Source organism: Microcella alkaliphila, assembly GCF_004216855.1.
In the GTDB taxonomy this organism is placed as follows: Bacteria; Actinomycetota; Actinomycetes; order Actinomycetales; family Microbacteriaceae; genus Microcella; species Microcella alkaliphila.
In genome coordinates this window covers 138513-165205 of sequence record NZ_SGXT01000011.1, presented here as the reverse complement: position 1 = coordinate 165205, position 26693 = coordinate 138513, and the positions used below count along the sequence as shown (strand labels likewise).

The window sequence follows — 26693 nt, the reverse complement described above, 5'->3', positions numbered from 1 at the left end:
CGGGGCATGCTCACACTTTTCCTGGCTGCTGCTCAGCATCGACGCGTCGCTGTCGCATCCACTGTCGCTGCGGCAGCACTCGTCGTGACGGCGTGCGCCGGGGGAGTGGAAACCGCCGAGTCCGAGCCGGCGGGCGAGGCGCCCATCCTCGAAATCATCGACGCGACGCCGCCCGTGCTGACCGGCGTGGGGCCGACGCTTGAGAAGCCGATCATGCTCGACATTCCCGAAGGATCGAACTCGTTCCACATCGAGTTTGACTGCGAGGGCCCCGGCGAGTTCGCGGTTCAGTTCGGCGAGATGTGGGAGGCTACGGCGGGTTCGCACCGCGGCGAATGCTCCTCCACCAGCGAATTCGTCTGGCCCATCACCGAGTCATTCCGCTCGACCCTGCGCATCTTCGTCCACGACGAGGCATCGTGGACAGTGACGCCGGCGTTCTCGCCGATGCCGTTCCTGTCTGACGCGTCGATCGGCGCGGACTGCGCTGCGTTCGTTCCCATCGTGAGCGCCCTGTCGAACGCGGATCACGGCTACCGCTACTACAACGCCGTAGATGAAGACGAATGGAGCCAACGCATCGCGCTCGCCACCGCTGACCTCGACGTCCTCGTCGCCTCCGCGGAATCCGAGCTGAAGGACGCGTTTGCCGACGTGCGCGCAACACTCGGGGGAGACGTCGGCATGGCACTCGATAGCGCGTACGACGCGGTCACCACCGTCCACACCGCGTGCAGCCGCAACCACACGGCGGTTTACTACATGGCGGAGTTTGGCGGATGAGCGTCATCGAGTTCCAGCCGCCCGTTGCCGGTGCAGAGCTAGTGCTTCCGCCGCTCTATGACGCCGTCTGGTCGATGGCCGCCCTCATTGTGGTCATACCGCTCGTCTGCGCGATCGTGTCTATTTCCCGGCACCGCGACGGACTCCCGAGTCTTGCCCTCGTCGGCTGGTTGCTCTTGGTCGTCTTTCTGCAGGTTGTCGGACCGCTGCTGTGGTTCCTGATCGGCCGTCCGCACACGCGAGATCGACTGCTTGTTCCCACGAACACGAGCGAGCGGCGGTGACGTACGACGTGCGCACGGCCACTGCTGGTGACGCCTCGGCTCCGACGCAGCGCATCGCCGTGGCGGAACGTGACGCCGCGATCGTCGGATTCGCATCGTCCGGGCTACCGCTCGATGCGTCCGACCGGGCGACGGGTGCCGAGCGTCAGCTGTACACGCTGTACGTGCTCGCTGGTCATCACGGGACCGGTATTGGCCAGCAATTGCTGGATGCTGTGGTCACCGCCGAGGACGACACGGTTCTGTGGGTGGCAAAGCGCAACCCGCGCGCTCAGGCGTTCTACCGCCGCAACGGATTCCGGTTCGACGGAACGGTCAAGCCCGACGACCGGGTGCCGACGTTTCTCGAGGCCCGAATGGTGCGCATCTCCACGTAGGACTGTTATCCGATAATCACCATTATGTCAGAACGAAGCTGGCCTATCCTCGCTGGATGCGAATACGACACCTGGCACGACTCCCCTTGGTTGGCCTGAGGTGAGTGACGCGCACGGTGAGACTCGGGCGGCGGTGAGCGTTGATTTGGTGCGCTGATCCGTGGGGTCACTGCCTCTCTGATCAGGCGTTTCTATGCGGCACCTGCGAACGATTCGCAGTTAACGCGATACTTTCGCATATTATGCGAAAGAGTGATGGGGTGGCCCCAGGCGCGGTTCCGGCCTATCTGCGGTCCGGTTCGGCGGTCTTGAACGAGCCCGAGAACGTCTGGTTGGCGATGCTGAATGGGTGGCGGGCTCAGCAGTTCGCTCGAAACCTTGCCCCATCGACAGTGGACGCTCGCCGGTCGATCGTCCTACGGTTTCGTGCATTCGCGGACTCCTACCCGTGGTCTTGGTCGGCGGGGCTGGTCGATAAGTTCTTCATGGAGCTGCGCGGTGTTCGTGGCGCATCGCGGTCGATGGTGCTGGGCTATCAGAACGCGCTGCGCATGTTCCTGGAGTACTTGACGGACCCTGCGTATGGGTGGAGTGAGCAGTGCTGGGAGCGTTTCGGTGATCACCCCGCGCAGGTATTCCACGATTGGAACACGGCGCGGCACGCGGCAGAGTCGATCGCTGAGCCGGGCAAGCGCCCCTACACCCGTGACGAGCTGGAGGATCTCTTTGACTGCGCTGACGAGCGCGTCCTCCGGATCCGTCGTTCTGGTGTGAAGGGCTGGCTGCCGGCGTTCCGGATCGCGACGCTAATGAAGGAGCCTATGCATGGGGGCTACGTCGAAACGAGGTTCGCCAGCTGGATCTGGTCGACCTCGCATCCAATCCCCGCGCACGCCAGTTCGGCGACGCCGGCATCATCTACGTCCGGTTCGGGAAGGCGATGAAAGGCTCTCCCCCGAAACGACGCACGGTTCTGACTCTGCCCGAGTTCTCCTGGGCGGTTGATTGCCTGCGGCAATGGCGCGAAGAGATCCGTCCGCTCTATGCCCCGTCCGGATCGACGGGCCTTTGGCCGAGCGAGCGCGGAAACCAGATCATCACCGCCGGGCAGATCAGCCGGGCATTCGCGGAGGTCAAACGCGAGGCCGGCTTGACCGATGATCTCGACTTCCACTCACTGCGCCGCTCCTACGTCACTCACCTGGTCGAAGACGGCTACGACGCGTTCTTCATCCAGCAGCAGGTCGGCCACGAGCACGCTTCCACGACCTCCATCTACACCGGCCTCTCCCCTGACTACCGAGCCCGCGTCGTCGACGACGCGATCGCCCGCATGGCCGCGCAAGCCCTCACCACACAGGAGTGATACTTCATGATTCGACGCGTTGAGCATGGTTGGCGGCTCCGGGAGCTCATGGCCGCCCGCGGGATGAACACCATCTCCGATCTCATCCCCCACCTCGCCGACCGCGGCATCACGCTCTCGGACTCGCAGCTCTATCGACTCCTCAGCGGCATACCCGAGCGGATCAACCTCACCTTGCTCGGCGCGATCCTCGACACCCTCGATTGCGACTTCGAGGAACTCGTGCCCGTCACGGTCACGGCCACCGCGTCCCGCACCCGCGCCACCGGAACAACGGATACGGCCGCTCTCGCCCGCACCGACGGAATCCGGCCCGCGCGGGCGCGGATTCATCGACCCAGTTGAGCCGGCATCAAGTCGACGCCAGTTGCGCACGCTGCGAACGAGTCGGAGTTCGGTTCGCGACGACCTGGCCAGAAGGACGCATCTGCCGGCGCTGCTACCAGCGTGTCACACGCATCCACGGCACCTGCCCCGGTTGCAACGGCGACCGGCTCCTGCCCGGCCTCCTCGGCAACGCCCCCGCCTGCACTGATTGCGCAGGGATCCCCAAAGACTTTCACTGCACCCGCTGCGGCCGTGAAGACGAACACGTTCGAGTCGGGCTCTGCGCCCACTGCTGCCTCGCCGACGATCTCACCCACCTCTTCGACGGCGGCGACGGGAAGATCGCCCCGCATCTGCAGCCCCTGTTTCATGCCCTGACGGGCCAGAAGCACGCCCGCAGCGCGAAGATCTGGCTGACGACGAACGCGGAAGCTGTCGCCCTGATCCGGGCGCTTGCTCGGCGCGAAGTCCCGCTCGAGCACAGCACCTTCACAGAGCATCCGAACCCGATCCGGGTCGCGTTCCTCCGTGAGCTCTGCGTCGAGCACGGGCTCCTCTCCCCCGTCCATCTCGACATCGAACGCTTCCAATCCTGGCTAGCACGGAAGGCCGAGCTCGCCCACCCAGACGATGGACGACTGATCGTTCAATACGGCCGCTGGGTTCACCTCAACCGCATGAATCACCTCGCCGAGACCGGCCAGCTGAAAAAGGGCACGTTCCTCTCCGCCAAACAATCCACCACCGTCGCACTCGAGTTCCTCGCCCACCTCCGAGAACGACACACTGCACCGGCCAACTGTCGACAAGCTGACATCGATGGCTGGCTCACGGGCGGTCCCACCACACGCAGCCTGGCTCGCGGGTTTATCCGCTGGGCCATGCAACACGGCCACCTCCCCGTCATCGAAGTCCCCTATCGCCTCGCCAAGACCACCCCCGTGATCACCCAGCAACAACGCCTCGCACACATCCAGCGGCTACTCGATCCAGCGACACCTCTGCGCCCCCTCGAACAAACCGCAGCGCTCCTGCTCATGCTCTATGGGCAGCCGTTGGCGCGAATCGCTCGCATGCGGCTCGACCAGCTCCGCATCAACGATGCCGGCATCACCATCCGATTCACCAACGACCCCTTGCGCATCCCTGAGCCCTTCGCGAGCGTTGCCCGCGCGCACATCGAAGACCTACCCAACCTGAACACCTCCGCCCATCGGGACAACGCCTGGCTCTTCCCCGGCGGCAGGCCCGGCCAACCCATCCACCAGAGCACGTTGATGAATCTGCTTCGCGATGCCGGCATCGACCTCCGCGGCGCCAAGAACGCCGCACTCCGTGAGCTTGTCCTCCAAATGCCCGCACCGATCGTCGCGGATTCCTTCAACTACAGCTACACCGTCACAGAGCAACACCGACGCAATGCCGGGGCTCAGTTCATCGACTACATCGCCAAACGACCCCACCCCTGAGTGGGCACAACTCCCTCTTATGCAATAATCTGCGTATGCATGCAGATAAGAGATGTTCGTTGTCGGCGGAGAGCGAGTATGTCGAGCTTGCGGTCGAGGTGTTCTCGATGCTCGCGGACGCGACGCGGATCCGGATCATTCTCGCGCTGCGTGATCAGGAGCTGTCGGTGAACCATCTCGCGGACATCGTCGACAAGTCTGCTCCGGCGGTCTCACAGCACCTGGCGAAGCTGCGTCTCGCCCGGATCGTGTCGACACGCCAGGAGGGCACGAAGGTGTTCTACCGGCTAACGAACGAGCACGCCCGGCAGCTGGTCGCGGACGCGATCTTCCAGGCCCAGCACACACTGAGCAACGACCCGGCCCACCACCGCGGCGCGCACCCGACCCCAGAGGACGTGCGCTGATGCTGCAGGTCCTCCGCAACCCCACCTACGCGAAGCTGTTCGCAGCTCAGGTGATCGCCCTGCTCGGCACAGGGCTGCTCACCGTCGCCCTGGGACTTCTCGCGTTCGACATCGCTGGGGCCGCGGCAGGGTCGGTTCTCGGCACGGCGTTGACGATCAAGATGGTTGCCTACGTCGGGGTCGCCCCGCTGATCGCCGCGGTCGTCGACCGGCTCCCGAAAAAAGCCGTCCTGATCAGCGCGGACCTGATCCGCCTCGCGATCGCGCTGATGCTGCCGTTCGTCACCGATGCCTGGCAGATCTACGTCCTCGTGTTCGTGCTGCAGTCCGCCTCCGCGACGTTCACCCCAGCGTTCCAGTCTCTGATCCCCTCGGTGCTCCCCGAGCCCGAGGACTACACCCGGGCGCTGTCGCTGTCGCGGCTCGCCTACGACCTCGAGGCGCTGCTGAGCCCGACGATCGCCGCAGCCCTGCTGACGGTGATCACCTACAACAACCTGTTCGTCGGCACCGCGATCGGCTTCACCTGCTCCGCCCTGCTGGTGCTGTTCTCCCGGCTGCCCGCCCGCACTGACGACGGGCCGGTGCTGCCGTTCTGGCAGCGGCTCCCGCTCGGGGCGAAGGTGTTCGCCCGCACACCGACACTGCGGTTCCTGATGCTCACGAACATCGTCGTCGCGGCCGGCACCGCGATCGTCCTAGTGAACTCCGTCGTCTACGCGCGCGGCGTCTTCGGCCTCGGAGACCAGGCCCTCGCCCTCGCATTGGCCTGCTACGGGATCGGGTCTCTGATCGTCGCGGTGAACATCCCCTGGCTGGTCGGCAAGCTCGGCGTGATCCGCACCATGATCACCGGCGCGACCGTCATCATCACCGGCCTAGTCGTCGCTGTCGCGATCACCGCGGTCGCGATCACCGCGGTCGCGACAGCAAACGGGGCGGGATGGTTCGTACTGCTCGGTGCCTGGGTGCTGCTCGGCATGGGCACGTCGCTGGTGAACACGCCCTCCTCGCGGCTGCTCGCGGATGCGTCGACGCCAGCGAATCGGAACCTCGTCTACACCGCCCAGTTCGCCCTCTCCCACGCCTGCTTCCTCATCACCTACCCGATCGCAGGATGGCTGGGAGCGGCGAACCTCACCGAAGCAGCGATCGCGCTCCTCGTCATCGCCGCCGCCGCCGGAACAGCCGCGGTCGTGTTCGCCCGCCCCCGCCTCCTCCACGGAGGCACGGACACGCCCGCCGTTGCTGTCGATCACAACCGCTGATCCGCCTCGACCCCACCTCTTCGCCCGTCGACGCTGAAGATACAACCTCAGCGGGCCCCGGAACCATCAGCTTTGCCGCGGTGATCGCGTTGCAACCGCAGCGATCCCGTCCCTGCACATCGCCAAAGAATACGCCGCTCATCAATACGCACTCACACCACTAAAGGGTGATGCCAGTCCGGTTGAGGCTACGACGAGGCACTCTCCCCGCGCCGCTGCTCTCAGTCCGCGAGGCCGAGTAGCGGCCGGACCTCGACGCGGCGATTGCATGCGCGCGATGCGGCGACCGCGACGTGTCGTGCCGCCTCGACACTCGGCGCCTCAATGATCCAGAATCCCGCCACGAAGTCGTCTGCGTATGGGACGGCTCCGTCGCTGGTCACGACCTCCGCCCCGCGGGCGTCGACGGTCACGCTCCGATCCGGTCCGGGTTTTCCGCGAGCGCCGACTGAATTTTGCACCTAAAGTGCAGTATAGTGCACTCATGGAAGTGTCGTCCAGCGCCCCCGATGAACTCGCCGCCGTGATCGGTGCCCGCGTGCGCGATGCACGCACCCGTCGGTCGCTCACGCTCGATCAGCTCGCCGCGTCGGCGGGCGTATCGCGGCGGATGCTCGTCAACGTCGAGCAGGGATCCGCCAATCCCAGCGTCGCCACGCTATTGCGGCTTGCGCAGGCTCTCGGTCTCGGTCTTCCCGAGCTGGTCGAGCCGCCGCGCGCTGGCGACGTGGCGGTCTCCCCGGCGGGATCAGCTCCGGTGCTGTGGCGCGGTGACGCCGGTGGTACCGCATCTCTGCTTGCCAGCGCGACAACCCCCGACGTGCTCGAGCTCTGGATCTGGACAATGCACCCCGGAGAGACGCGAGACAGCGACGCTCACCCCACGGGCGCGCGAGAACTGGTGCACGTTATCGCCGGCACGCTCGAGTTGATCGTTGACGGCGACCGACACAGGCTCGGCGCGGGCGATGCGGCGAGCTTTCCGGGAGATCGGCCCCACGGTTACCGACCCGCCGACGACGAACCCGTCACGTTCGTCCTCACCGTCTTCGAGCCGGCCCCGTGAGCGTGCTCGAACGGGGAGCGGCCCGCGCGACTGCCGCCACTCCCCCGTGGACGCTCGCCGTCGCGGCGATGCTCATGATTCAACTCGGCTCGGCCCTGTCGGCGGGTCTGCTCATTCCCGAGCTGGGGGCCGGCGGGACCGCCTGGCTCCGCCTGACGCTCGGCGCGATCATCCTGGTCGCGATCGCCCGGCCGCCGTTGCGATCGATTCGCCGCAGTGACGTGCTGCCCCTCCTCGGGCTAGGGGTCGCGACCGGCCTCATGACCGTGTTCTTCCTTGCCGCTATCGCGCGCATCCCGCTCGGTATCGCCGTGGCGATCGAATTCCTCGGGCCTCTCGCCGTCGCCGCGCTGCGCCGACCGAGCGGTCGAGCGCTGGCGTGGCCGCTGCTCGCCCTCGCGGGCGTCGTGCTCATGACCGAGCCGTGGCGCGACACCGTCGACCCGATCGGGGTGCTGTTTGCGGCACTCGCCGGCACCGGCTGGGGCATCTACATCGTGCTCACACAGCGCGTCGGAGACCGCTTCAGCGGCATTCGCGCCCTGTCGATCACCATCCCGGTCGCCGCCCTCACCGCGGCATTCATCGGCGTGCCCCAGGCGGTCGGCACCCTGCGGCTGGAGCACCTCATCATCGGAGCTGGACTGGCGCTCCTCGTGCCCGTCGTGCCCTTCGCCCTCGAGATGGTCGCTCTTCGCCGCATGACGGCCACCGCGTTCGGCACCCTCATGGCCGTCGAGCCCGCGATCGGCCTCGTCATCGGGATGCTCGTGCTGCTGCAGGTCCCGGGGCTCGCGCAGATCGCGGGGATCGCCCTCGTCGTCATCGCGGGGGCGGCCGCTCAGCGAGGCGGACGCCGCTCGGCACCCCCGCTGGCCGCTCAGCCGACGTGACCGGGGTCAGTCGCGGTGTACGCAGAGGACACCTCGGTTCCGCGCCAGGCTTCATCGAAGAAGTCCCTCTCCCAGATCAGCGAGACGTCGTGGGCGCGCTCCATTGCCCGACGCTGCTCGTGACTCGCTGAGTCGGCGACGCGGGATGCGACCGACTCCGCGAGCACGCTCGTGTGCAAGAACTGGGGGTCACCGTACGCATCGAGCCACTCGGCATACGGGTGGCCCGCCCTCTCGATCGGCGCGAAGCGACGCCCCAGGTCCGCGTACACCGTGAAACACGGCAGCACCGCCGCGACCGTTTCGGCATAGTCGCCCCGGGCCGCCGTGCGTTCCAGGTGGTCGAGGTAGCCCACCGTCACCGGAGCGGGCATCCCGACGTCCTCGCCCACGATGCGGCGATGCAGGCGCTCGACCTCGAGGTCAGCGCCCTCGGCCGAAGCCGCCCAGAACGCTCGATCATCCGTCGTAGGTGCGAGCTCGGCGAGGCGCCGAAGGACGCGCCCGTAGCCCGCCAGGTAGTGGGCGTCCTGACGGAGGTATTCCGCCCAGTGATCGCGGTGCAGGGAGCCGTCGGCCATTCCGCGGACGAACGCGACAGCCAGGATGTCGGCCCGCACGGCGGCACCGCGATCCCACGCGCTGCGCGCCCACGACCCGTTCTCGCGATCAGCAGAGGTGCGCGGGTCGAGCGCGTGCAGGTGATCGATCGGCCCGTTGCCCGACCCCACCCACAGCCTCTCTCCTTCCCGGATTGCGGCGGTGAGCCACGCCTTCACCCGGACGAGTCCGTCCTCCCAGGTGGCGCCGTCCGCCCGCACCGTTGCCAGAGCGGCCGAGAGCGAGCAACCCGTGCCATGGGTGTTGCGGCTCTCCACCCGCTCCCCCGGCACCTCGTATACGTCGTCGCCGTCGACGAGCGCATCGGGCGCGCTAGGACCGGCGAGGTGGCCGCCCTTCACGACGACCCGCGCGCCGGTTTGCCTCGACAGTCGCCGTCCCTGATCGAGGGCGTCCGACCACGAGGCAGCGCGCGGGGCGCCGACGAGGGCCGCGAGCTCGTCGAGGTTGGGCGTGATGAGGTGCGCCGCACTCGCCAGCTCGAGCACCGCTCGCTCGGCGGCGGCGTCCAGCAGTCGGTGCCCGCTCGTCGAGATCATGACCGGGTCGAGGACCACGACGGCGGGGCGGGTACGCCGCACCCAGTCGGCGACGACCTCCACGATGGGAGCGGAGAAGAGCATCCCGATCTTGACCGCATCGACGGCGATGTCGTCGGAGACCGCGCGGAGTTGATCCGCCACGAACTCGGCCGGCGGAGCGTGGACGCCGTCGACGGCGCGCGTGTTCTGTGCCGTGAGCGCGGTGATGGCGGCCATGCCGTAGCCGCCGAAGGCCGCGATCGACTTCAGGTCGGCCTGAATGCCCGCCCCGCCGCTCGGATCAGACCCGGCGATCGCGAGGACGCGAGGACGCGACGGCCGGGCGCTCATCGGCTCATCGCCTCACGGAAGGCGCGGGCCGCCACGCGCGGATCGCTCGCCCCGCAGATTGCCGAGACGACCGCAACTCCCGCGGCGCCCGCCGCCCGGAGATCGGCCGCGTCGTCGGGGCGGACGCCGCCGATCGCCACACAGGGGATGTCTGTGCGGGCAGCGAGCGCGGCGAAGCCGTCGACGCCGAGCGGCTTCGGATGATCGGGTTTGGTCGCGGTCGGCCTGATCACGCCAACGCCGAGGTAGTCGACCGTGCCCGCTCGCAGCGCCGCGGCAACCGTGAGATGTTCCACGGTGTTCGCGGTGAGTCCGATGACGCTTTCTGCTCCGAGCAGGCGGCGCGCTACCTCGACCGGCAGATCCGATTGGCCGAGGTGCACGCCGTCGACCCGCGCTCCGCGGTCCCTCGCGGCGAGCACCACGTCAACCCGGTCGTCGACGAGCACGGCAGCGCGGCCAGCGACCGTGTCTGAGACGCGCACGGTCCGCTCGATCAACTCGCGCGCGCTCGCGGTCTTCTCGCGCACCTGGACGATCGTCACTCCCCCGTCGACCGCGGCGTCGACAATCGCGCACAGAGTGTCCGTGGGAAGCCCCTCCGCCGTGACGAGATGCAGGGACAGACCAGTCGACACGGTCACGGCGCGACCCCCTTGCTGACGCGCACGCTGAGCGCGGAGTCGCGCGGCGTGAGGGCGTCCAGCTCGTCGAGGAAAGCCGGAGAGAAACTGCCCGGCCCGACTCCGCGCGCTTCGGCACGCTCCGACGCGACGGCGTAGACCGCCGACGCGGCCACCGCCGCGGAGAACGGATCGGTGACGGCGACGAAAGCCGCCATGACGGCGCCGAGCGAGCATCCGCCGCCCGTGATTCGCGTGAGGAGTGGGCTACCCCCGGATACGCGAGCTACGCGTCGCCCGTCAGTGATCAAGTCGCGCTCGCCGGACACGGCGACGACCGCCCCCGTCTCTTCCGCGAGTCGTGTGGCTGCGTCCAGCGCATCGTCGGGACTGTCGGTGCTGTCGACGCCGCGCCCTCCCGACCCCGCGCCCGCCAGCGCGATGATCTCAGAGGGGTTCCCCCGGATGATCGCGGGACGGTGCGCGAGCAGTTCGGCGGCGAGAGCAGTGCGTATGGGCAAGGCCCCCACGGCGACAGGGTCGAGCACCCAGCGGGCGTTCTCGACGACGGCCTCCCTCGCCGCGTCGCGCTGTTCAGCGGTGGGCGTCCCGAGATTCACGAGCACCCCGCCCGCGATGCGGGCGAAGACCCCCGCCTCACCCGGTATGTCGCACATCGCGGGCGACGCTCCGATCGCGAGCAGCGCGTTGGCAGTCATGTTGGTCACCACCGCATTCGTGATGCACTGCGTGAGCGGCTGCGAAGAGCGCAACAGGGCAAGGGCATTCCCCGGCTCAACGAGGACGGCAGATGGGTGCGCAGACATAACGACATTCCCTTCGCTAGTACGAGCTAGATCAGGTTCAACGGGTGTGATCTCAGCCCGCGCGGCGGGCACCCCGTGTCAACGCCGCCGACAGTAGCACGGTGTGTCTGGGAGGAGCGGTGCCGGACTAGCCGAGCCCGATCTCCAGGTCCTCCCACAGGTCGTCGATGCCCTCCAGCCCGACGGAGAGTCGAACGATGCCCGCGCCCGGTCGCGACTCAGGCGCGACGGGCCGGTGCGTGAGCGAGGCCGGATGCTGAATCAGGGAATCGACGCCGCCCAGCGATACGGCGTGCGTGAACCAGCGACGGCCACTCGTGAGCTTCTGCGCGGCGGCGTAGCCACCGACGAGGTCAACACTGAGCATCGCGCCCGGTCCCCGCAGTTGGCGGCCGAGCAGACCCTGCGGATCGCCACCGTCGACCGTCGGATAGAAGACACGAGCGACGGCGGGATGCTCGACGAGCCTCGCGGCGAGCTGCGCGGTCGTCGCCTGTTGCGCGCGCACCCGCAGGGGCAGCGTCGGCAGGCCACGATGGAGCAGGTACGCGGCCATCGGGTGCAAGATTCCTCCGGTGATCGCGCGCACGGGGCGAATCGCGGTTGCCCACTCGGCGCTGACCGCCAGCGCTCCGCCCACGACGTCGCCGTGGCCGCCGAGGTACTTGGTCGCGCTGTGCAGCACGAGGGCGGCCCCCAATGCTGCGGGGTTTTGCAGCACGGGTGTGGCGAACGTGTTGTCGACGAGCACAGGGCGCTCCCCCGCAGCGTCCACGACCGCCGCGATGTCGACGAGCTCGAGCGTGGGGTTCGCGGGCGTCTCCATGACGACCAGGCAGGTATCGGGTCGAAGCGACGCGGCCACCTCGTGAGGTGAGCAGAAGGTGGTCTCGACCCCGAGCATCCCCGAGGCCAGCAGGTGATCGGTGCCGCCGTAGAGCGGGCGCACCGCGACTATGTGGCGCCCCGCGCCGCGGTTCGCCGCCGCGGTGACGGCCGCCGAGAACGCCGCCATACCGGAGGCGAAGGCAACCGCCTCGTCAGTTCCTTCGAGCTCGGCGAGTGCGCTCTCGAAGCGGGCCACGGTGGGGTTCCAGAGCCGCGCGTAGACAGGGCCGCCATCGGTGGGGTGCCCGCCCGTTGCCATCGACTCGTACGACTCTCCCCCGGCCTCGATATCAGGCAGCGGATTCGTCGACGACAGGTCGAGCGGCGGCGCGTGCACGCCGAGGGTCGTGAGATCGGCGCGACCGGCGTGAACTGCGACCGTGTCGAGTGAGGCGGGGGCGACGGCAGTGTCGAGCAACATGGGAAGAGTCTGGGCGGAGGCGCGGCAATCATCAATGTTGTTCGAATAAGCCGCGAGCAGTGGAGAAATTCCCGCTGAACCTGCAGGCTGGGGTGGTGGCTGACGTCTCCGACCCGCAGAATCCGCGCACCCCGCTCGACGCGGTCGATCGCGCACTGCTCGCCGCCCTCGATCAGAACGCACGGCTCACCAACGCGGCGCTCGCACAGGCGGCGGGGATCGCCGAGTCAACGTGCACACAACGGATGCGCGCCCTGCGAGATCGCGGCGTCATCCGAGCATTCCGCGCTGACATCGACCCTGCGGCCGTCGGTCGCCCCATGCAGGCCGTGATCAAGGTTCGTCTCGGCAGCCATGATCGGGACGGCGTGCTGGCCTTTCACGCGCGCTTGCGGCGCATACCGGGTGTCATCCGCATTTTCCACGTTGCGGGCGCCGACGATTACCTGCTGCACGTCGCCGTTGCTGACGCGAGTGCATTGCGCGACCTCGTACTGGAGCACATCACGCAGCACCCGGGGGTCGTGCACACCGAGACGCAACTGGTCTTCGACGTCATGGACGGCCCCGGAGTCGTGACTGCACGGGCCTAACCGCGTCCGCGCGTCAGCGCTGCGTTGCGTCCGCCCACTCGGCGAGCTTCGCCTGCGCCGCGCCTGAGTCAATCGACTCGGCGGCGACGGCAAGCTGTTCCGCGATCCTCTCCGTGATGGGTCGCGTGATCTGGGACGGGTCCTGCGCGAGCCCGAACGATACGAGGCCAGCGGCGGCGTTCAGCAACACGATGTCGCGCACGGCGCCCGCCTCGCCGGCGAGCACCCGGCGGGCAATGTCGGCATTGTGTGCGGGCTCTCCTCCGAGCACCGCCTCGACCGGGTGGTAGCTCAGGCCCAGCTCGCGCGGGTCGATGTCGTGCTCGGTCACCGACCCTCGCGACACCTCCCACATGTGCGAGTGACCGCTCACGCTGAGTTTGTCGATGCCGTCGTCGCCGCGATAGACGAGCGCCGTGGCCCCGCGCGTGCGAAAGACTCCGACCATCAACGGCACGCGGTCGAGATGGGCCACCCCCACGGCGGACGCTTCCGGGCGGGCCGGGTTCACCAGCGGCCCCAGGATGTTGAAGACGGTCGACACACCCATCTCTCGCCGTGCCGGGCCCGCATGGCGAAACCCCGGGTGGAACACCTGCGCATTGAGATACGTCACACCCACCTCGCGCTGCACGTCGGCGACCTCGTCCGGGTCCAGTGACAGGTTGATGCCCAGCTCGCCGAGGACGTCAGAGGCGCCTGACTTCGAGCTTGCTCCGCGATTGCCATGCTTGGCGACCGGCACTCCCGTCGCCGCGACGACAATCGACGCAATGGACGAGACGTTGACGACGGCGCCGTACGGGTCCCCCCCGGTGCCGACGATGTCGAGCACCATCGGATCAATCGCCACCGGATGCGCGTGGCTGAGCGCCGCATCCCGGAACCCGACGATCTCGTCCACCGTCTCGCCCTTGACGCGTAACGCGACGAGGAAAGCCGCCAGCTGCGCGTCGGTCGTTTCCCCCGCCATGACCCGCTCCATCGCCCACGTGGCCTCGGCGATCGACAGATCCTGCCCCTCGATGAGTCGTGTGAGGACGGCCGGCCAGGTCAGGGTCACAGACATGTGACGATGCTAGTGAAATCCTGCAAAGTCGCGCGGCGAGCGCAAAGAACCTCCAGAAACATCGGTCATAATGTTCGGGTGACCAGTACCCCACTCGCCGCATCGCTCAGCGCCCCCACGATCAACAGACCCAACGTCGTCGCCGTCGGAACGATCGTGTGGCTCGGCAGCGAAGTGATGTTCTTCGCCGGACTGTTCGCCATCTACTTCACGCTGCGATCGACCTCACCTGAGCTGTGGGCGATGGGCACCGAGAAGTTTGACGTCACCTTCGCGGCGGTGAACACGACGATTCTCGTGCTGTCGTCGGTGGCCTGCCAGTTCGGTGTGTTCGCGGCCGAGCGCCTGCAGCCGCGACGCAAGAGCTGGAAGATCACCGAGTGGGGCATGATCGAGTGGTTCTTCGTGACCTACGCGATGGGCGCGATCTTCGTCGTCGGTCAGATCTACGAGTACTCGATCCTCACGAGCAAGTTCGTCTGGTTGAACTCCGACGCGTTCGGCTCGGCCTTCTATCTGACCACCGGCTTCCACGGCCTGCACGTGATTGGTGGGCTCATCGCCTTCCTCCTCGTGATCGGCCGCGCCTATGCCGTCAAGAACTTCACCCACCGGGACGCCACCAGCGCCATCGTCGTGTCGTACTACTGGCACTTCGTCGATGTCGTCTGGATCGGCCTGTTCCTTGTCATCTACGTCCTCCAGTAAGTAGCCCGATCAGCTCGTAACGCGACAGCAGACACCGAGAATCGAGACGCACCGCACCATGGCAATCACCTCACCCGCTTCCCCCCGACGCTCCGGCCGTCGCCACCCGCTGGCAACCGCGGCCCTGCTGATCGTCGGCCTTCTCGCCACGGGCGGCGCCTACGCGCTGGCCACAAGCACGGCGACGGCAGAGACGACGGCACACACGGCCGAAATGGTCGAGGAGGGTGGAAAGCTCTTCGCGGCAAACTGCGCGAGCTGTCACGGCATCCTCGCTGACGGCACCGCAGCTGGCCCCTCGCTCATCGGTGTGGGCGCCCTCGCGGTCGACTTCCAGGTCGGCACGGGCCGCATGCCCATGGCCGCCTCGGGCCCGCAGGCCGAGGTCAAGCCCGTGCAGTTCAGCCAAGAGCAGATTGACGCGATGGGCGCCTGGGTCGCTGAGTTGGCGCCCGGCCCCGCCATCCCCGCAGAGCGCTACTTCGCCGGCGATGGTGACGTCGCTAATGGTGCCGAGCTGTTCCGCATCAACTGCGCCATGTGCCACAACGTTGCGGGTGCCGGTGGCGCGCTCACCGAGGGTAAGTACGCCCCGGGCCTTGCGAACATCGACCCGATCCACGTCTACGGCGCCATGGTCACCGGCCCTCAGAACATGCCGGTGTTTAGCGACATGAACCTCACGCCCGAAGAGAAGAACGACGTCATCTCGTACCTCCGCTACATCGACGAGAACCCGTCGGTCGGTGGCTTCGACCTCGGCTCGCTCGGCCCCGTCTCGGAGGGTCTCTTCATCTGGATCTTCGGCCTCGGCGGCCTCGTCGCCGTGACCGTCTGGCTTACCGCGAAGTCGAACTGACGGATGCGCGCGATTAGGAAGGATCGATAATGGCCGACATCCACGACGACCGCGACGAGGCAGTAGCCCCGTCGACCGAGGTCGCCACGGTGGACGACCACAGTGCTGCGGCTCCTGCGACCGCAGTTGTGCGCGCAGACCGTATTCCGAACCCCGGCTTCCCGCCGCACCGCCCGCGCGTCACCGACCTCGACCCCAAGAAGGAGAAGCAGGCAGAGCGCACCATCAGCGCCCTCTTCCTGCTCTCGATCGTGGGCAGCGTGCTGGCTGTGGTCGCGTACTTCGCGTTCCCGATCGACCAGGCCAACCCCGGGTCGGTACGTCTCAACAACCTGTTCCTCGGGCTCGGCATTACCCTCGCCCTTCTCGGCGTCGGTATTGGCGCCGTGCACTGGTCGAAGGCCCTCATGCACAGCCATGAAGAGGTCGAGATGCGTCACCCGACGCGCGGCTCGGACGAATCGCGCACGAAGGCCGTCGAGATCTTCAGCCAGGCCAACAAAGAGTCGGGCTTTACCCGCCGTAGCCTTGTGCGCAACACGCTCATCGGTGCCGTCGCCGTGACGCCCATTCCGGCCGTCGTCATGTTCCGCGACCTTGCCGGCGACGACGACCCGGTCGCGTTGCTGAAGCAGACCATGTGGGACGAGGGCGTGCGGCTCTGCCGCGATCCCTCCGGCACCCCGATCCGGGCCGCAGACGTCACGATCGGCTCGGCGTTCCACGTCATCCCCGAGGGGCTCGCGGAGCTCGAGTACCACCGCATCGAAGAGAAGGCCAAGGCGGCTGTGCTGCTGATGCGCCTCCCCGTCGACGAGCTCAACGAAGACCCTGCTAAGGCCGACTGGTCGTACGACGGCATTGTCGCCTACTCAAAGATCTGCACGCACGTGGGTTGCCCCGTTGCGCTGTACGAACAGCAGACGCACCACCTGCTGTGCCCCTGCCACCAGTCGCAGTTCGACGTCGCGAACCACTGCGAGGTCATCTTTGGACCGGCGGCCCGTCCTCTGCCTCAGCTCCCGATCACTGTGGACGATGAAGGATTCCTTGTCGCGCGTAGCGACTTCCGCGACCCTGTCGGCCCGACCTTCTGGGAGATCAACCGATGAGCACGACCACTACTGCGCCGAGCGCGGGCACGGCCACGCAGGCCGCGCCGAGCACCGGCATGCGGTTCACTGGGTGGGCCGCGAACTACATTGATGAACGCACGAGCGCGTCGACCGCGGTCAAGACTCTGGGTCGCAAGATCTTCCCCGACCACTGGTCGTTCATGCTCGGTGAGGTGGCGCTGTACAGCTTTATCGTCATCCTCATCAGCGGCACCTTCTTGACCTTCTTCTTCGACCCGTCGATGACCGAGGTCGAGTACAGCGGGTCGTACGTGCCGCTTCAGGGCATCCCGATGTCGGTGGCGTACCACACGGCACTCGACATCTCTTTCGAGATCCGCGGCGGCCTCCTGATGCGTCAGGTGCACCACTGGGCGGCACTGCTGTTCGTCGCCTCGGTTGCGCTGCACATGCTGCGGGTGTTCTTCACCGGAGCCTTCCGCAAGCCGCGCGAGCTCAACTGGGTGATCGGCTTCCTGCTCTTCGTCATGGCGATGGCCCTCGGCTTCACGGGCTACTCGCTGCCCGACGACATGCTTTCGGGCAACGGCCTGCGCATCATCGACGGCATGATCAAGGGTATTCCGGTTGTCGGAGCCTGGATCTCGTACCTGTTCTTCGGTGACGAGTTCCCCGGAACGCAGATCATTCAGCGCCTGTACATCCTGCACATCATGCTGTTGCCGGCGATCACGATCGCCCTCATCGGCGTGCACATGCTGCTGCTGATCGTCAACAAGCACACGCAGTTCGCGGCCCCCGGGCGCACGAACGACAACGTGGTGGGCGCGCCGGTCATGCCGACGTTCGCGGCGAAGGCGGGTGGCTTCTTCTTCATCGTCTTCGGTTTCATTGTGCTGATCGCGTCGCTGTTCACGATCAACCCCATCTGGAACTACGGGCCGTACGACCCCTCCCCCGTGTCTGCGGGTACCCAGCCTGACTGGTACATCGGGTGGGCTGACGGCGCTCTGCGACTGATGCCGCCGAACCTTGACTGGGTGATCTTCGGCTACACGCTGCCAATGGGTGTGCTGATTCCGACCGTGGTCATGCTGGTGTTCCTCGCCCTCATCGCGGTGTACCCCTTCCTCGAGGCGTGGGTCACCGGCGACAAGCGCGAGCACCACATCGCCGAGCGCCCGCGGAACGCCCCCGTACGTACCGGTATCGGTGCGGCAGCCGTGGTGTTCTACTGCGGACTGTGGGCGGCGGCAAGCTCCGACCTCATCGCGACGCACTTCCGCGTCACACTCGAGGGCGTCATCCACACGCTGCAGTTCATCACCGTGGTGGGGCCGTTCATCGCCTACTGGATCACCAAGCGTGTGTGCCTGGCGCTCCAGCGCAAGGATCGCGAGATGGCTCTGCACGGCTTCGAGACCGGCCGCATCGTGCGTCTGCCCGGAGGCGAGTACATCGAGGTGCACGAGCAGCTCGATGACTACGAGCGCTGGAAGCTGGTTGCGCACGACGAGTACCAGCCGCTCATGATCCGCCCGGACGACAATGGCCGCATCACGGTGCGCCAGCGCGTGCGTGCTGGACTGTCGCGCTGGTTCTTCGAAGACCGCGTCGCTCCCGTCACGCAGCGCGAGATCGAGGCGCAGAAGCACTAACGCCCCGTCACGACGAAGGCCCCGGTTCCACGCTCGGAACCGGGGCCGCTGTTGTTGTGCCGAGGCGACGCCGAACGCTGCTACTTGACGAGCAGAACCGTTCCCGCGGCGCGGTCGTGAAGCCCCCGGTGGTTCACATCGAAAAACACGGCGGGCAGCACAAGCACGAGCAGGGCGGTGCGCAGCACCGGGCGCCAGAGTCCGATGCGGCCACCCGCCATCGGCACCACGTGCATCCCCAGAATCAGGTGACCGGGGCTGCCGCCCAGAAGTGCGGTCGAAACGATGTGCAGACCGGCGAACACGGCCAGGGTGGCGAGCGGCTCGTAGGAGAAGAACGCGGCCGAAATGATCACGCTGAAGCCCCAGTCGATCGCGATGCCCCCGATGCGGCGCCCCAGGCGGGCGACCGAGCGGGATCCGGATTCGGGGAGGCCGATGCGTTGCCCCGGCCAGTCGGGAAGTTCACTATCGGGGGTCACACGCCCAGTGTAGAAGCGCCGTGGTGGGCGAATTCGGGGCGCGCGCAGAGCCTTTCCGGCTTTGCGGCGTACACTCGGTCACGTGATCGACTTTGTCGACACGGGGCTAAGCGCCAACTCCGTGCCGTACTTGTCGGGTCTCGAACAGCAGCGTGCCCTGCACGCTGCTGTCGTCGAGGGCCGGGCGCCTGATTCTGTGATGCTGCTCGAGCACGAGAGCGTCTACACCGCCGGCAAACGCACCGAGCCGCACGAGCGACCGACGGACGGCACGCCCGTCGTCGACGTCGACCGCGGCGGCAAGATCACGTGGCACGGCCCGGGCCAACTCGTCGGGTACCCCATCCTGCGCCTCGCCGAACCGATCGACGTCGTCGGCTATGTTCGCCGCCTCGAAGGGATGCTCATCGCCGTCCTCGAGGACGTGGGCGTCGCGGGCGCCGAACGCGTCCCCGGACGCAGCGGCGTCTGGATGCGCGGCACCGACAAGATCGCGGCCATCGGCATCCGCGTCGCTTCTGGCGTCACCATGCACGGCTTCGCGCTGAACTGCTCGAACAGCTTCGAGGCCTACGACCGCATCATCGCCTGTGGCCTCAGCGACGCCGGTGTCACCTCTATCAGTCGCGAGCTCGGCCGAACCGTGACCCCCGCCGAGGCGGCCGTCGCGGTGCGCGCCCGCTTCGAGGAGTACGTCTACGCGCACGTCGCGAGTTCCGCATCCACCCCTGAATCACATCCCACACCCTCTGGAGTTCTCGCATGACCGCACCCGTCGACGGCCGCAAGATGCTGCGCCTGGAGGTGCGCAATGCGCAGACTCCGATCGAGAAGAAGCCGGAGTGGATCAAGACGCGGGCCAAGATGGGCCCCGAATTCAGCGCGTTGCGCTCCCTCGTCGGCGACAAGCAGCTGCACACTGTCTGCCAGGAGGCCGGCTGCCCCAACATCTACGAGTGCTGGGAAGACCGCGAGGCCACATTCCTCATCGGGGGAAGCCAGTGCACACGGCGGTGCGACTTCTGTCAGATCGACACCGGGAAGCCGGCCGACTACGACACGGATGAGCCGCGTCGCGTCGCCGAGAGCGTACGCGAAATGAACCTGCGTTACGCCACGGTGACCGGCGTCGCGCGTGACGACCTCCCCGACGAGGGGGCGTGGCTGCACGCCGAGACAGTGCGGCAGATCCACGAGCTGAACCCGGGCACCGGCGTCGAAATTCTCGCGACCGACTTCAACGGAAACCCCGAGCTGCTGCGCGTCGTCTTCGAATCCCGCCCCGAGGTCTTCGCCCACAACGTCGAGACGGTTCCGCGCATCTTCAAGCGCATTCGGCCGGCGTTCCGCTACGACCGCTCGCTAGACGTCATCACCCAGGCGCGCGACTTCGGGCTGATCACCAAGTCGAATCTCATCCTCGGGATGGGCGAGACGCGGGAAGAAGTCAGTCAGGCGCTGCGCGACCTCCACGACGCCGGCACAGATATTGTCACGATCACGCAGTACCTCCGCCCCACACCGCGGCATCACCCCATCGATCGCTGGGTGAAGCCGGAAGAATTCGTCGAGATCAAGGGGGAGGCCGAAGAGATTGGCTTCCTCGGCGTCCTCGCTGGCCCGCTCGTGCGCTCGAGCTACCGGGCCGGCCGGCTGTGGGCGCAGTCGATGGTCGCGAAGGGTCGCCCTATCCCCGACCACCTTCGTCAGCTGGCCGACAGTGCTGCCGGGTTTGCGCAGGCGGTCAGCTAGCCCGCGTAACATCGCCGAAACATTGGGGACACTGTGGGGAAATCCCACCCGTCTACCGTGAAACACGGTCGCAGTTGCGCCCGCCTACCCGGATCTAGCTCAGGAGACCATACGCATGTTCCGTGACTCGTCCGAGGTGCTGAAGTTCATCAAGGAGACGGACGTCAAGTTCCTTGACATCCGCTTCACCGATCTGCCCGGTGTGCAGCAGCACTTCAACATTCCCGCCTCCACCGTCGACGAAGACTTCTTCACCGTCGGCCAGCTGTTCGACGGTTCCTCCATCCGTGGCTTCCAGTCGATCCACGAGTCGGACCTCCAGCTCATCCCCGACGTCTCGACCGCCTACGTCGACCCGTTCCGCACCGAGCGCACGCTCGTGATGGTCTTCGACATCTACAACCCGCGCAACGGCGAGATCTACACGCGGGACCCGCGTCAGGTGGCCAAGAAGGCCGAGAAGTACCTCGCGTCGACCGGGGTGGCCGACACGGCTTTCTTCGCCCCCGAGGCCGAGTTCTACGTCTTCGACGACGTGCGCTACGAGGTCAGCCAGGGCAAGAGCTTCTACCAGGTCGACTCGGAGGAGGCCGCATGGAACACCGGCCGGGAAGAGGCCGGCGGAAACCTGGCGAACAAGACCCCCTTTAAGGGTGGCTACTTCCCCGTCTCCCCCGTCGACAAGCAGGCTGACCTGCGTGACGACATCGTCATGAAGCTCACCGAGGTGGGCCTGGAAGTTGAGCGCTCCCACCACGAGGTGGGTACCGCCGGCCAGGCCGAGATTAACTACAAGTTCTCCACCATGGTTCACTCGGCCGACGACATCTTGAAGTTCAAGTACGTTGTCAAGAACACCGCTCTCGAGTGGGGCAAGGTCGCGACCTTCATGCCGAAGCCGCTGTTCGGCGACAACGGTTCGGGCATGCACGTGCACCAGTCGCTCTGGAACGACGGCAAGCCGCTGTTCTACGACGAGGCAGGCTATGGGGGCCTCAGCGACATCGCCCGCTGGTACATCGGCGGCCTGCTAAAGCACGCACCCGCTGTACTCGCCTTCACCAACCCGTCGCTGAACTCCTACCACCGACTGGTGAAGGGCTTTGAGGCGCCGGTCAACCTTGTTTACTCGGCCGGTAACCGCTCGGCGGCCATCCGCATCCCCATCACGGGCACGAACCCGAAGGCGAAGCGCATCGAGTTCCGCGCGCCCGACGCCTCGGGTAACCCCTACCTGGCCTTCGCGGCGCAGATGATGGCGGGTCTCGACGGAATCCTGAACAAGATCGAGCCGCACGAGCCGGTCGACAAGGATCTCTACGAACTCCCCCCGGAGGAGGCCAAGGGCATCCCGCAGGTTCCCGGTTCGCTCGAAGAGGCGCTCGTCGCTCTCGAAAACGACCACGAGTTCCTGCTCGCCGGTGGCGTCTTCACGAAGGATCTCATCGAGACCTGGATTGACTACAAGCGCGAGAAGGAGATCCTCCCCGCCGCGCAGCGGCCGCACCCGTTCGAGTACGAGCTGTACTTCTCGGTGTAAGCGCGACACAGTACGCCCGGGGGCCTCGTTCCATCAGCGGAGCGGGGCCTTCGCGGCGTTTACGCCCTACGTGGCGTAGAAGCCCTTCTCAAACACCTGGCGCGCGAGGCGCGTGGTACGCAGGTAGTCCTCTTCGAGGAGCGCCGCCGACTTCGGCGGGTAGGCGAGCAGGCGGGCAATCGCATCGAGCTGCCGGCGATCGGCGGGCAACACGTCCGCTGTGCGGCCCGTCCACAGCATGGCCGCCGAACGCACCCGAGATGCGATCAACCAGGCCGCACGCAATCGCTCGGCGTCGCGGGACGGAAGAAGTCCCGCGTCGGCGGCAGCGGCGAGGGCCCCCAATGTCGACGGAGTTCGCAGCGCGGGCTCCTCGTGGGCGTGGCGCAATTGCAGAAGTTGCACGAACCATTCGACATCGCTCAGAGATCCGCGTCCGAGCTTCAGGTGCCGGGCGGGGTCGGCCGCCTGCGGCAAGCGCTCCGATTCGACTCGAGCCTTGATGCGCCGCACTTCCCGCGCCTCGGCCTCGCCAAACGTCGATGGATATCGAACGGCGTCCGCCACGTCCATGAAGTCGGCCGACAGGGCGCCGTCCCCCGCCGCGGGTCGGGCGCGTAACAGCGCCTGCGCCTCCCACGTCAGCGACCAGCGTTCGTAATACGCGCGGTAGGAATCCAGCGACCGGACGATCGGGCCGTTGCGTCCCTCGGGCCGAAGCCCCGCATCCAATTCACAGGGCAAACGAAGGTCCTCGGTGAGCTGCCCCAGACGCGTGACGATGCGCTGGGCAACGGTCGCGGCGCGGTCGCCGGCGCCCGCGTCACGGAAGACGTAGATGACGTCGGCGTCGGATCCGAACCCGAGCTCTGCGCCGCCGTAACGGCCCATCGCGATGATGGCGAACTCCACCCCGTCGCCGTACGTATGCGCGAGCGCGAGGGCACCCGTGAGGTAGGCGGTCGTGACGTCGCTGAGAGCGACGCCCAACTGCTGAACGTCGATGACGTCGACCATGGCGGCGAGCGCGACGCGCAGCGTCTCGCGGCGGCGAGCGACGCGAAGAGCCTTCGCCGCCGCATCGTCGTCGCCCGTGTGACGGGCGACCGTCGCGCGCACTTCGTCGAGCAGGGCCGCGAGTGGCCGCGGCCGCAACTCGTCATCGTCTTCGAGCCATGCCGCCCCTTCGGGGATGCGCTCGAACAAAGCCCCGACGAAGTGCGAGGCCGCGAGTACGGTCGACAGGCGCTGTGCGGCCCCCGAGGAGTCACGCAGCATGCGCAGGAACCAGTAGGTCTCGCCGAGCGCGTCACTCAGCCGCCGGAACGACAGCAGACCGTGGTCGGGATCGGCGCCGTCCGCCAGCCACTGCAGAATCACGGGCAAGAGCGTGCGCTGGATGGCAGCACGGCGCGACACCCCGCCGGTGAGGGCGGCGATGTGCTGCAGAGCGCGTTCGGGGTCGACGAAGCCGATGGCCGCGAGGCGCGCTTCCGCCTGGTCGGACGTGAGCGCCAGCTGCTCGTCGGGAAGCTTCGCCACCGCCGACAGCAGCGGCCGATAGAACAGCTTTTCGTGCAGCGATCGCACAGCGAGTTTCGTCCGCTGCCACTGCGACAGCAGCTCTTCGGCCGAGGACGCAAGGCCGGTCGCGCGCGCGATGACGCGCTGCCTGTCGGCGTCGCGCGGCATGAGGTGGGTGCGGCTCAGCCGATCGAGCTGCAGTCGGTGTTCGATCACCCGCAGGAGGCGGTAGTCACCCGAGAATTCGGCCGCCTCGGCACGGCCGATGTAGCCGCACTCCGCGAGGGCCGCGAGGGCCCCCAGGCTATCGCGTTGCCGAACGCGGTCGTCGTGATTGCCATGCACGAGTTGCAGCAACTGAACGGTGAATTCGATGTCGCGAAGCCCTCCGGGGCCGAGCTTCACTTGCACGTCCACCTCGTCGGCCGGAATGTGTGCGGTAACGCGTTCGCGCATCCCCTGCACCTGTTCGACGAAGCCGTCGCGTTGCGAGCTCTCCCAGACGAGTGGCTGCGTGATGGCGAGGAAGCCCTCCCCCACCTCCGGGTCTCCGGCGATGGGCCGCGCCTTCAGCAGCGCTTGAAACTCCCAATTCTTCGCCCAGCGCTCGTAGTACGCGCGGTGCGAGTCGAGGCTGCGCACGAGCGCGCCGTCCTTGCCTTCCGGCCGCAGGTTCGCATCGACTTCCCAGAGCGGCGGTTCGATTCCCGGCTCCTGGATGCTGCGGGCCGTCATCGAGGCAAGGCGGGTTCCGATCTCCACCGCCCGCCCGGTTTCGATCCCATCGCCCGCCTCGACGGCGTAGATGACGTCCACGTCGCTCAGATAGTTCAGTTCTCGGGCGCCGCACTTGCCCATGCCGATGATCGCCAGTCGCGTCGCCGCAACCTGTGCGTCGGGGAAGCCACATTCGCGTCGCGCGATGTCGAGGCCGGCATCGAGGCTTGCGCCCGCGAGGTCGGCCAGCGCGCAGCCCACCGCCGGCATCGCGGTGAGGGGGTCGTCGTGGTCGAGATCCCAGGCGGCCAATTGCAGCAGGTGTCGTCGGTAACGCACCCGTAGCGCGAGCCGCGCGTCCTCGCCCGTGAGCCCCGCCACCGCCTCCACGATGTCGCGGCGGTATACCTCGGTGTCCCGGGGCTCGCCGAGCTGCTCTCGGAGCGCCGCGAGCTCGTCCGGGCGGCGCAGGAGGAACTGGCCGAGGCCCTCGCTTGCGCCGAGAACGCGAATGATGCGGCGCATCCATGACGGATCTTCCAGTGCGGGTGCGAGCGCGTCGGCATGGCGGTCGAGCAGTGATTGCAGACCCCTCAGGGCGCGATCGGGGTCGGCGGCGAGCGAAAAGAGATCGAGGTGCTCGGTGATGCCGCCCGCGCCGGGCGTCGCGTCGAGTGCATCGATCGTCGACTTCGCCGCTCCGAGGTCGTCGAAACCGAGTCGGGCGAGCAGCGTCAGCGTCGACGCTGGGCGGGAATTCATGCGGGTGGCCTGGCCTCCGAGCGCTACAGGATCTCGAGGTTGCTCGAGAGCTCGTACGGCGTCACCTGAGCACGATATTCGCGCCACTCGCGGCGCTTGTTCAGCAGCACGTAGTTGAACACCTGCTCACCGAGCGTTTCGGCGACGAGCTCGCTGTCCTCCATCAGACCGAGCGCGCGGTCGAGGCTCGCGGGCAAGCCTTTGTAGCCGAGCGCTCGACGCTCAGACTCGCTGAGCGCCCACACGGTGTCTTCCGCCTCGGGCGGCAACTCGTAGCCGTTTTCGATTCCCTTGAGGCCGGCGGCGAGTAGGAGCGAATAGGCCAGGTAGGGGTTCGCAGCCGAGTCGAGGCCGCGGTATTCGACCCGCGCACTCTGGCCCTTGCCTGGCTTGTAGAGCGGCACGCGCACGAGCGCCGAGCGGTTGTTGTGGCCCCACGTCACGTAGCTCGGGGCCTCGTCGCCACTCCAAATGCGCTTGTACGAGTTCACGAACTGGTTCGTGACCGCCGTGATCTCGGGCGCGTGGTGCAGGAGCCCCGCAACGAATTGGCGGCCGATCTGCGACAGCTGGTACTGCCCGCCCGGGTCGAAGAACGCGTTCGTGTCACCTTCGAACAGTGACATGTGGGTGTGCATACCGCTTCCGGGGTGCTTCTCGAGCGGCTTGGGCATGAAGGTGGCGTACACACCCTGCTCGATCGCGACCTCTTTGACGACGGTGCGGAACGTCTGGATGTTGTCGGCCGTCGTCAGCGCATCGGCGTAGCGCAGGTCGATTTCGTTCTGACCGGGGCCCGCCTCATGGTGGCTGAACTCGACGGAGATGCCGAGGTCTTCCAGCATGCGCACCGCGCGGCGACGGAAATCGTGCGCGGAGCCGCCGGGAACGTTGTCGAAGTACCCGGCCGAATCGACCGGCTGCGGGCCCTCCGGGCCGAACTTCGAACTCTTTAGCAGGTAGAACTCGATCTCGGGGTGCGTGTAGAACGTGAAGCCCGCGTCGGCCGCCTTGGCGAGCGTGCGCTTCAGCACCTGGCGAGGGTCGGCCGCGGCCGGCTGGCCGTCGGGCGTCGTGATGTCGCAGAACATTCGCGCGGTGGGGTCGACATCGCCGCGCCACGGCAGGATCTGGAACGTGGTGGGGTCGGGGTGCGCCAGCACGTCGGCCTCGTAGGCGCGGGTGAAGCCCTCGATGGACGACCCGTCGATTCCGAGCCCCTCGGCGAATGCGCCCTCCACCTCGGCGGGGGCAATCGCCACCATCTTCAGGGTGCCCACCACGTCGGTGAACCACAGCCGCACGAACTTGACGCCGCGCTCTTCGATGGTGCGCAGAACGAAGTCCCTCTGCTTGTCCATGCTGCCCTTCCGTCGGGCCCCCTGACGGGCCGCCACTACTACCGGGTGTGAGCCGTGATCGCGCCTCTCGGCGGCCTGTCACGGGCCCGCCATTAGGCTA

Annotated in this window: 27 protein-coding genes and 1 riboswitch; of the genes, 18 read left to right on the top strand and 9 right to left on the bottom strand. The window is 67.1% G+C overall.

Going from position 1 to position 26693, the window contains the following annotated elements; all coding sequences use genetic code 11:
• Positions 1–6: 6 nt before the first annotated feature.
• From EV140_RS01430 to EV140_RS01395, 8 genes are all read left to right on the top strand, one after another.
• On the top strand, positions 7–783 hold the full coding sequence (locus tag EV140_RS01430; protein ID WP_130280340.1) for a hypothetical protein: 777 nt from the start codon (positions 7–9) through the stop codon (positions 781–783).
• A complete protein-coding gene (locus EV140_RS01425; RefSeq protein WP_130280338.1) occupies positions 780–1067 on the top strand; it encodes a PLDc N-terminal domain-containing protein in 288 nt (95 codons plus the stop codon). The genes EV140_RS01430 and EV140_RS01425 overlap by 4 nt, the downstream gene beginning before the upstream one ends.
• A complete protein-coding gene (locus EV140_RS01420; RefSeq protein WP_241971239.1) occupies positions 1064–1444 on the top strand; it encodes a GNAT family N-acetyltransferase in 381 nt (126 codons plus the stop codon). Before EV140_RS01425 ends, EV140_RS01420 begins: the two co-directional genes overlap by 4 nt.
• A gap of 778 nt (positions 1445–2222) precedes the next feature.
• Positions 2223–2810 carry a tyrosine-type recombinase/integrase gene (locus EV140_RS13285; protein ID WP_198674331.1) on the top strand — a complete coding sequence of 196 codons (588 nt, stop codon included), beginning with the start codon at positions 2223–2225 and terminating at the stop codon, positions 2808–2810.
• A 6-nt stretch (positions 2811–2816) separates the two neighbouring features.
• The gene (locus EV140_RS01410; RefSeq protein WP_130280334.1) at positions 2817–3155 is read left to right on the top strand and encodes a helix-turn-helix domain-containing protein; all 339 of its coding nucleotides are present in this window, start codon (positions 2817–2819) and stop codon (positions 3153–3155) included.
• On the top strand, positions 3152–4606 hold the full coding sequence (locus EV140_RS01405; RefSeq protein ID WP_130280332.1) for a site-specific integrase: 1455 nt from the start codon (positions 3152–3154) through the stop codon (positions 4604–4606). Before EV140_RS01410 ends, EV140_RS01405 begins: the two co-directional genes overlap by 4 nt.
• Positions 4607–4641: 35 nt before the next feature.
• The gene (locus EV140_RS01400) at positions 4642–5013 is read left to right on the top strand and encodes an ArsR/SmtB family transcription factor (RefSeq protein ID WP_130280330.1); all 372 of its coding nucleotides are present in this window, start codon (positions 4642–4644) and stop codon (positions 5011–5013) included.
• Positions 5013–6281: an MFS transporter gene (locus EV140_RS01395; RefSeq protein ID WP_130280328.1), complete on the top strand. Its 1269-nt coding sequence runs from the start codon at positions 5013–5015 to the stop codon at positions 6279–6281. Before EV140_RS01400 ends, EV140_RS01395 begins: the two co-directional genes overlap by 1 nt.
• 221 nt (positions 6282–6502) lie before the next feature.
• On the opposite strand, the gene EV140_RS01390 is transcribed toward EV140_RS01395, so the two are convergent.
• Positions 6503–6694: a YciI family protein gene (locus EV140_RS01390; protein WP_157985577.1), complete on the bottom strand. Its 192-nt coding sequence runs from the start codon at positions 6692–6694 to the stop codon at positions 6503–6505.
• 71 nt (positions 6695–6765) lie between these two features.
• Between EV140_RS01390 and EV140_RS01385 the strand changes: the two genes are divergently transcribed.
• Positions 6766–7347 (top strand): helix-turn-helix domain-containing protein, encoded by a 582-nt coding sequence (locus EV140_RS01385; RefSeq protein ID WP_130280324.1) that lies wholly within the window; start codon positions 6766–6768, stop codon positions 7345–7347.
• Positions 7348–7415: 68 nt separating this feature from the next.
• On the top strand, positions 7416–8240 hold the full coding sequence (locus EV140_RS01380) for an EamA family transporter (protein ID WP_130281014.1): 825 nt from the start codon (positions 7416–7418) through the stop codon (positions 8238–8240).
• On the opposite strand, the gene EV140_RS01375 is transcribed toward EV140_RS01380, so the two are convergent.
• From EV140_RS01375 to EV140_RS01360, 4 genes are all read right to left on the bottom strand, one after another.
• Positions 8228–9733, bottom strand: a complete 1506-nt coding sequence (locus tag EV140_RS01375; RefSeq protein ID WP_130280322.1) for a bifunctional hydroxymethylpyrimidine kinase/phosphomethylpyrimidine kinase — start codon at positions 9731–9733, stop codon at positions 8228–8230. The two genes, EV140_RS01380 and EV140_RS01375, sit on opposite strands and share 13 nt — an antisense overlap.
• Positions 9730–10377 carry a thiamine phosphate synthase gene (thiE, locus tag EV140_RS01370; RefSeq protein WP_241971238.1) on the bottom strand — a complete coding sequence of 216 codons (648 nt, stop codon included), beginning with the start codon at positions 10375–10377 and terminating at the stop codon, positions 9730–9732. Before thiE ends, EV140_RS01375 begins: the two co-directional genes overlap by 4 nt.
• Positions 10374–11183 (bottom strand): hydroxyethylthiazole kinase, encoded by an 810-nt coding sequence (gene thiM, locus EV140_RS01365; RefSeq protein WP_130280320.1) that lies wholly within the window; start codon positions 11181–11183, stop codon positions 10374–10376. Before thiM ends, thiE begins: the two co-directional genes overlap by 4 nt.
• Positions 11174–11269: riboswitch (TPP riboswitch) on the bottom strand. (Overlaps the previous gene by 10 nt.)
• A 41-nt stretch (positions 11270–11310) precedes the next feature.
• Positions 11311–12492 (bottom strand): trans-sulfuration enzyme family protein, encoded by a 1182-nt coding sequence (locus EV140_RS01360; RefSeq protein WP_130280318.1) that lies wholly within the window; start codon positions 12490–12492, stop codon positions 11311–11313.
• Between the two features lie 95 nt (positions 12493–12587).
• Between EV140_RS01360 and EV140_RS01355 the strand changes: the two genes are divergently transcribed.
• Positions 12588–13085: an Lrp/AsnC family transcriptional regulator gene (locus EV140_RS01355; RefSeq protein WP_198674314.1), complete on the top strand. Its 498-nt coding sequence runs from the start codon at positions 12588–12590 to the stop codon at positions 13083–13085.
• Between the two features lie 13 nt (positions 13086–13098).
• Here EV140_RS01355 and trpD read toward each other — a convergent pair whose 3' ends face one another.
• Positions 13099–14154, bottom strand: a complete 1056-nt coding sequence (gene trpD / locus EV140_RS01350; RefSeq protein WP_130280316.1) for an anthranilate phosphoribosyltransferase — start codon at positions 14152–14154, stop codon at positions 13099–13101.
• A 78-nt stretch (positions 14155–14232) separates the two neighbouring features.
• On the opposite strand from trpD, the gene ctaE reads away from it, so the two are divergent.
• From ctaE to qcrB, 4 genes are read left to right on the top strand one after another with little or no spacing between them, the layout of a single operon-like run.
• Positions 14233–14862 (top strand): aa3-type cytochrome oxidase subunit III, encoded by a 630-nt coding sequence (gene ctaE / locus EV140_RS01345; protein WP_241971237.1) that lies wholly within the window; start codon positions 14233–14235, stop codon positions 14860–14862.
• 58 nt (positions 14863–14920) lie between these two features.
• The gene (gene qcrC, locus EV140_RS01340) at positions 14921–15721 is read left to right on the top strand and encodes a cytochrome bc1 complex diheme cytochrome c subunit (protein ID WP_130280312.1); all 801 of its coding nucleotides are present in this window, start codon (positions 14921–14923) and stop codon (positions 15719–15721) included.
• Between the two features lie 29 nt (positions 15722–15750).
• Positions 15751–16833 (top strand): cytochrome bc1 complex Rieske iron-sulfur subunit, encoded by a 1083-nt coding sequence (qcrA, locus tag EV140_RS01335; protein WP_130280310.1) that lies wholly within the window; start codon positions 15751–15753, stop codon positions 16831–16833.
• Positions 16830–18455 (top strand): cytochrome bc1 complex cytochrome b subunit, encoded by a 1626-nt coding sequence (qcrB, locus tag EV140_RS01330; RefSeq protein ID WP_130280308.1) that lies wholly within the window; start codon positions 16830–16832, stop codon positions 18453–18455. The genes qcrA and qcrB overlap by 4 nt, the downstream gene beginning before the upstream one ends.
• Positions 18456–18535: 80 nt before the next feature.
• Here qcrB and EV140_RS01325 read toward each other — a convergent pair whose 3' ends face one another.
• Positions 18536–18937: an RDD family protein gene (locus tag EV140_RS01325; protein ID WP_130280306.1), complete on the bottom strand. Its 402-nt coding sequence runs from the start codon at positions 18935–18937 to the stop codon at positions 18536–18538.
• An 82-nt stretch (positions 18938–19019) separates the two neighbouring features.
• On the opposite strand from EV140_RS01325, the gene lipB reads away from it, so the two are divergent.
• The 3 genes from lipB to glnA all read left to right on the top strand — a co-directional run bounded on the left by lipB (position 19020) and on the right by glnA (position 22229).
• A complete protein-coding gene (gene lipB / locus EV140_RS01320) occupies positions 19020–19703 on the top strand; it encodes a lipoyl(octanoyl) transferase LipB (protein WP_130280304.1) in 684 nt (227 codons plus the stop codon).
• The gene (gene lipA, locus EV140_RS01315) at positions 19700–20689 is read left to right on the top strand and encodes a lipoyl synthase (RefSeq protein WP_130280302.1); all 990 of its coding nucleotides are present in this window, start codon (positions 19700–19702) and stop codon (positions 20687–20689) included. Before lipB ends, lipA begins: the two co-directional genes overlap by 4 nt.
• Before the next feature lie 115 nt (positions 20690–20804).
• On the top strand, positions 20805–22229 hold the full coding sequence (gene glnA, locus EV140_RS01310; protein ID WP_130280300.1) for a type I glutamate--ammonia ligase: 1425 nt from the start codon (positions 20805–20807) through the stop codon (positions 22227–22229).
• A 66-nt stretch (positions 22230–22295) separates the two neighbouring features.
• Here the strand turns inward: glnA and EV140_RS01305 are convergent, their stop codons facing one another.
• Entirely contained in the window at positions 22296–25232 is a 2937-nt protein-coding gene (locus EV140_RS01305; RefSeq protein WP_130280298.1) for a bifunctional [glutamine synthetase] adenylyltransferase/[glutamine synthetase]-adenylyl-L-tyrosine phosphorylase, read from the bottom strand.
• 23 nt (positions 25233–25255) lie between these two features.
• Positions 25256–26593 carry a glutamine synthetase family protein gene (locus EV140_RS01300; RefSeq protein ID WP_096421606.1) on the bottom strand — a complete coding sequence of 446 codons (1338 nt, stop codon included), beginning with the start codon at positions 26591–26593 and terminating at the stop codon, positions 25256–25258.
• Positions 26594–26693: the final 100 nt, after the last annotated feature.

What these genes read in the sequence shown, in the direction of transcription:
- EV140_RS01400 (WP_130280330.1), top strand. Translation starts at nt 4,642, where the DNA reads ATGCATGCAGATAAGAGATGTTCGTTGTCGGCGGAGAGCGAGTATGTC.
- trpD (WP_130280316.1), bottom strand. Translation starts at nt 14,154, where the DNA reads ATGTCTGTGACCCTGACCTGGCCGGCCGTCCTCACACGACTCATCGAG.
- qcrA (WP_130280310.1), top strand. Translation starts at nt 15,751, where the DNA reads ATGGCCGACATCCACGACGACCGCGACGAGGCAGTAGCCCCGTCGACC.
- thiM (WP_130280320.1), bottom strand. Translation starts at nt 11,183, where the DNA reads ATGTCTGCGCACCCATCTGCCGTCCTCGTTGAGCCGGGGAATGCCCTT.
- qcrB (WP_130280308.1), top strand. Translation starts at nt 16,830, where the DNA reads ATGAGCACGACCACTACTGCGCCGAGCGCGGGCACGGCCACGCAGGCC.
- lipA (WP_130280302.1), top strand. Translation starts at nt 19,700, where the DNA reads ATGACCGCACCCGTCGACGGCCGCAAGATGCTGCGCCTGGAGGTGCGC.
- EV140_RS01425 (WP_130280338.1), top strand. Translation starts at nt 780, where the DNA reads ATGAGCGTCATCGAGTTCCAGCCGCCCGTTGCCGGTGCAGAGCTAGTG.
- EV140_RS01380 (WP_130281014.1), top strand. Translation starts at nt 7,416, where the DNA reads ATGCTCATGATTCAACTCGGCTCGGCCCTGTCGGCGGGTCTGCTCATT.
- glnA (WP_130280300.1), top strand. Translation starts at nt 20,805, where the DNA reads ATGTTCCGTGACTCGTCCGAGGTGCTGAAGTTCATCAAGGAGACGGAC.
- qcrC (WP_130280312.1), top strand. Translation starts at nt 14,921, where the DNA reads ATGGCAATCACCTCACCCGCTTCCCCCCGACGCTCCGGCCGTCGCCAC.
- EV140_RS01300 (WP_096421606.1), bottom strand. Translation starts at nt 26,593, where the DNA reads ATGGACAAGCAGAGGGACTTCGTTCTGCGCACCATCGAAGAGCGCGGC.
- EV140_RS01375 (WP_130280322.1), bottom strand. Translation starts at nt 9,733, where the DNA reads ATGAGCGCCCGGCCGTCGCGTCCTCGCGTCCTCGCGATCGCCGGGTCT.
- EV140_RS01430 (WP_130280340.1), top strand. Translation starts at nt 7, where the DNA reads ATGCTCACACTTTTCCTGGCTGCTGCTCAGCATCGACGCGTCGCTGTC.
- EV140_RS01305 (WP_130280298.1), bottom strand. Translation starts at nt 25,232, where the DNA reads ATGAATTCCCGCCCAGCGTCGACGCTGACGCTGCTCGCCCGACTCGGT.
- EV140_RS01410 (WP_130280334.1), top strand. Translation starts at nt 2,817, where the DNA reads ATGATTCGACGCGTTGAGCATGGTTGGCGGCTCCGGGAGCTCATGGCC.
- EV140_RS01360 (WP_130280318.1), bottom strand. Translation starts at nt 12,492, where the DNA reads ATGTTGCTCGACACTGCCGTCGCCCCCGCCTCACTCGACACGGTCGCA.
- EV140_RS01385 (WP_130280324.1), top strand. Translation starts at nt 6,766, where the DNA reads ATGGAAGTGTCGTCCAGCGCCCCCGATGAACTCGCCGCCGTGATCGGT.
- EV140_RS01395 (WP_130280328.1), top strand. Translation starts at nt 5,013, where the DNA reads ATGCTGCAGGTCCTCCGCAACCCCACCTACGCGAAGCTGTTCGCAGCT.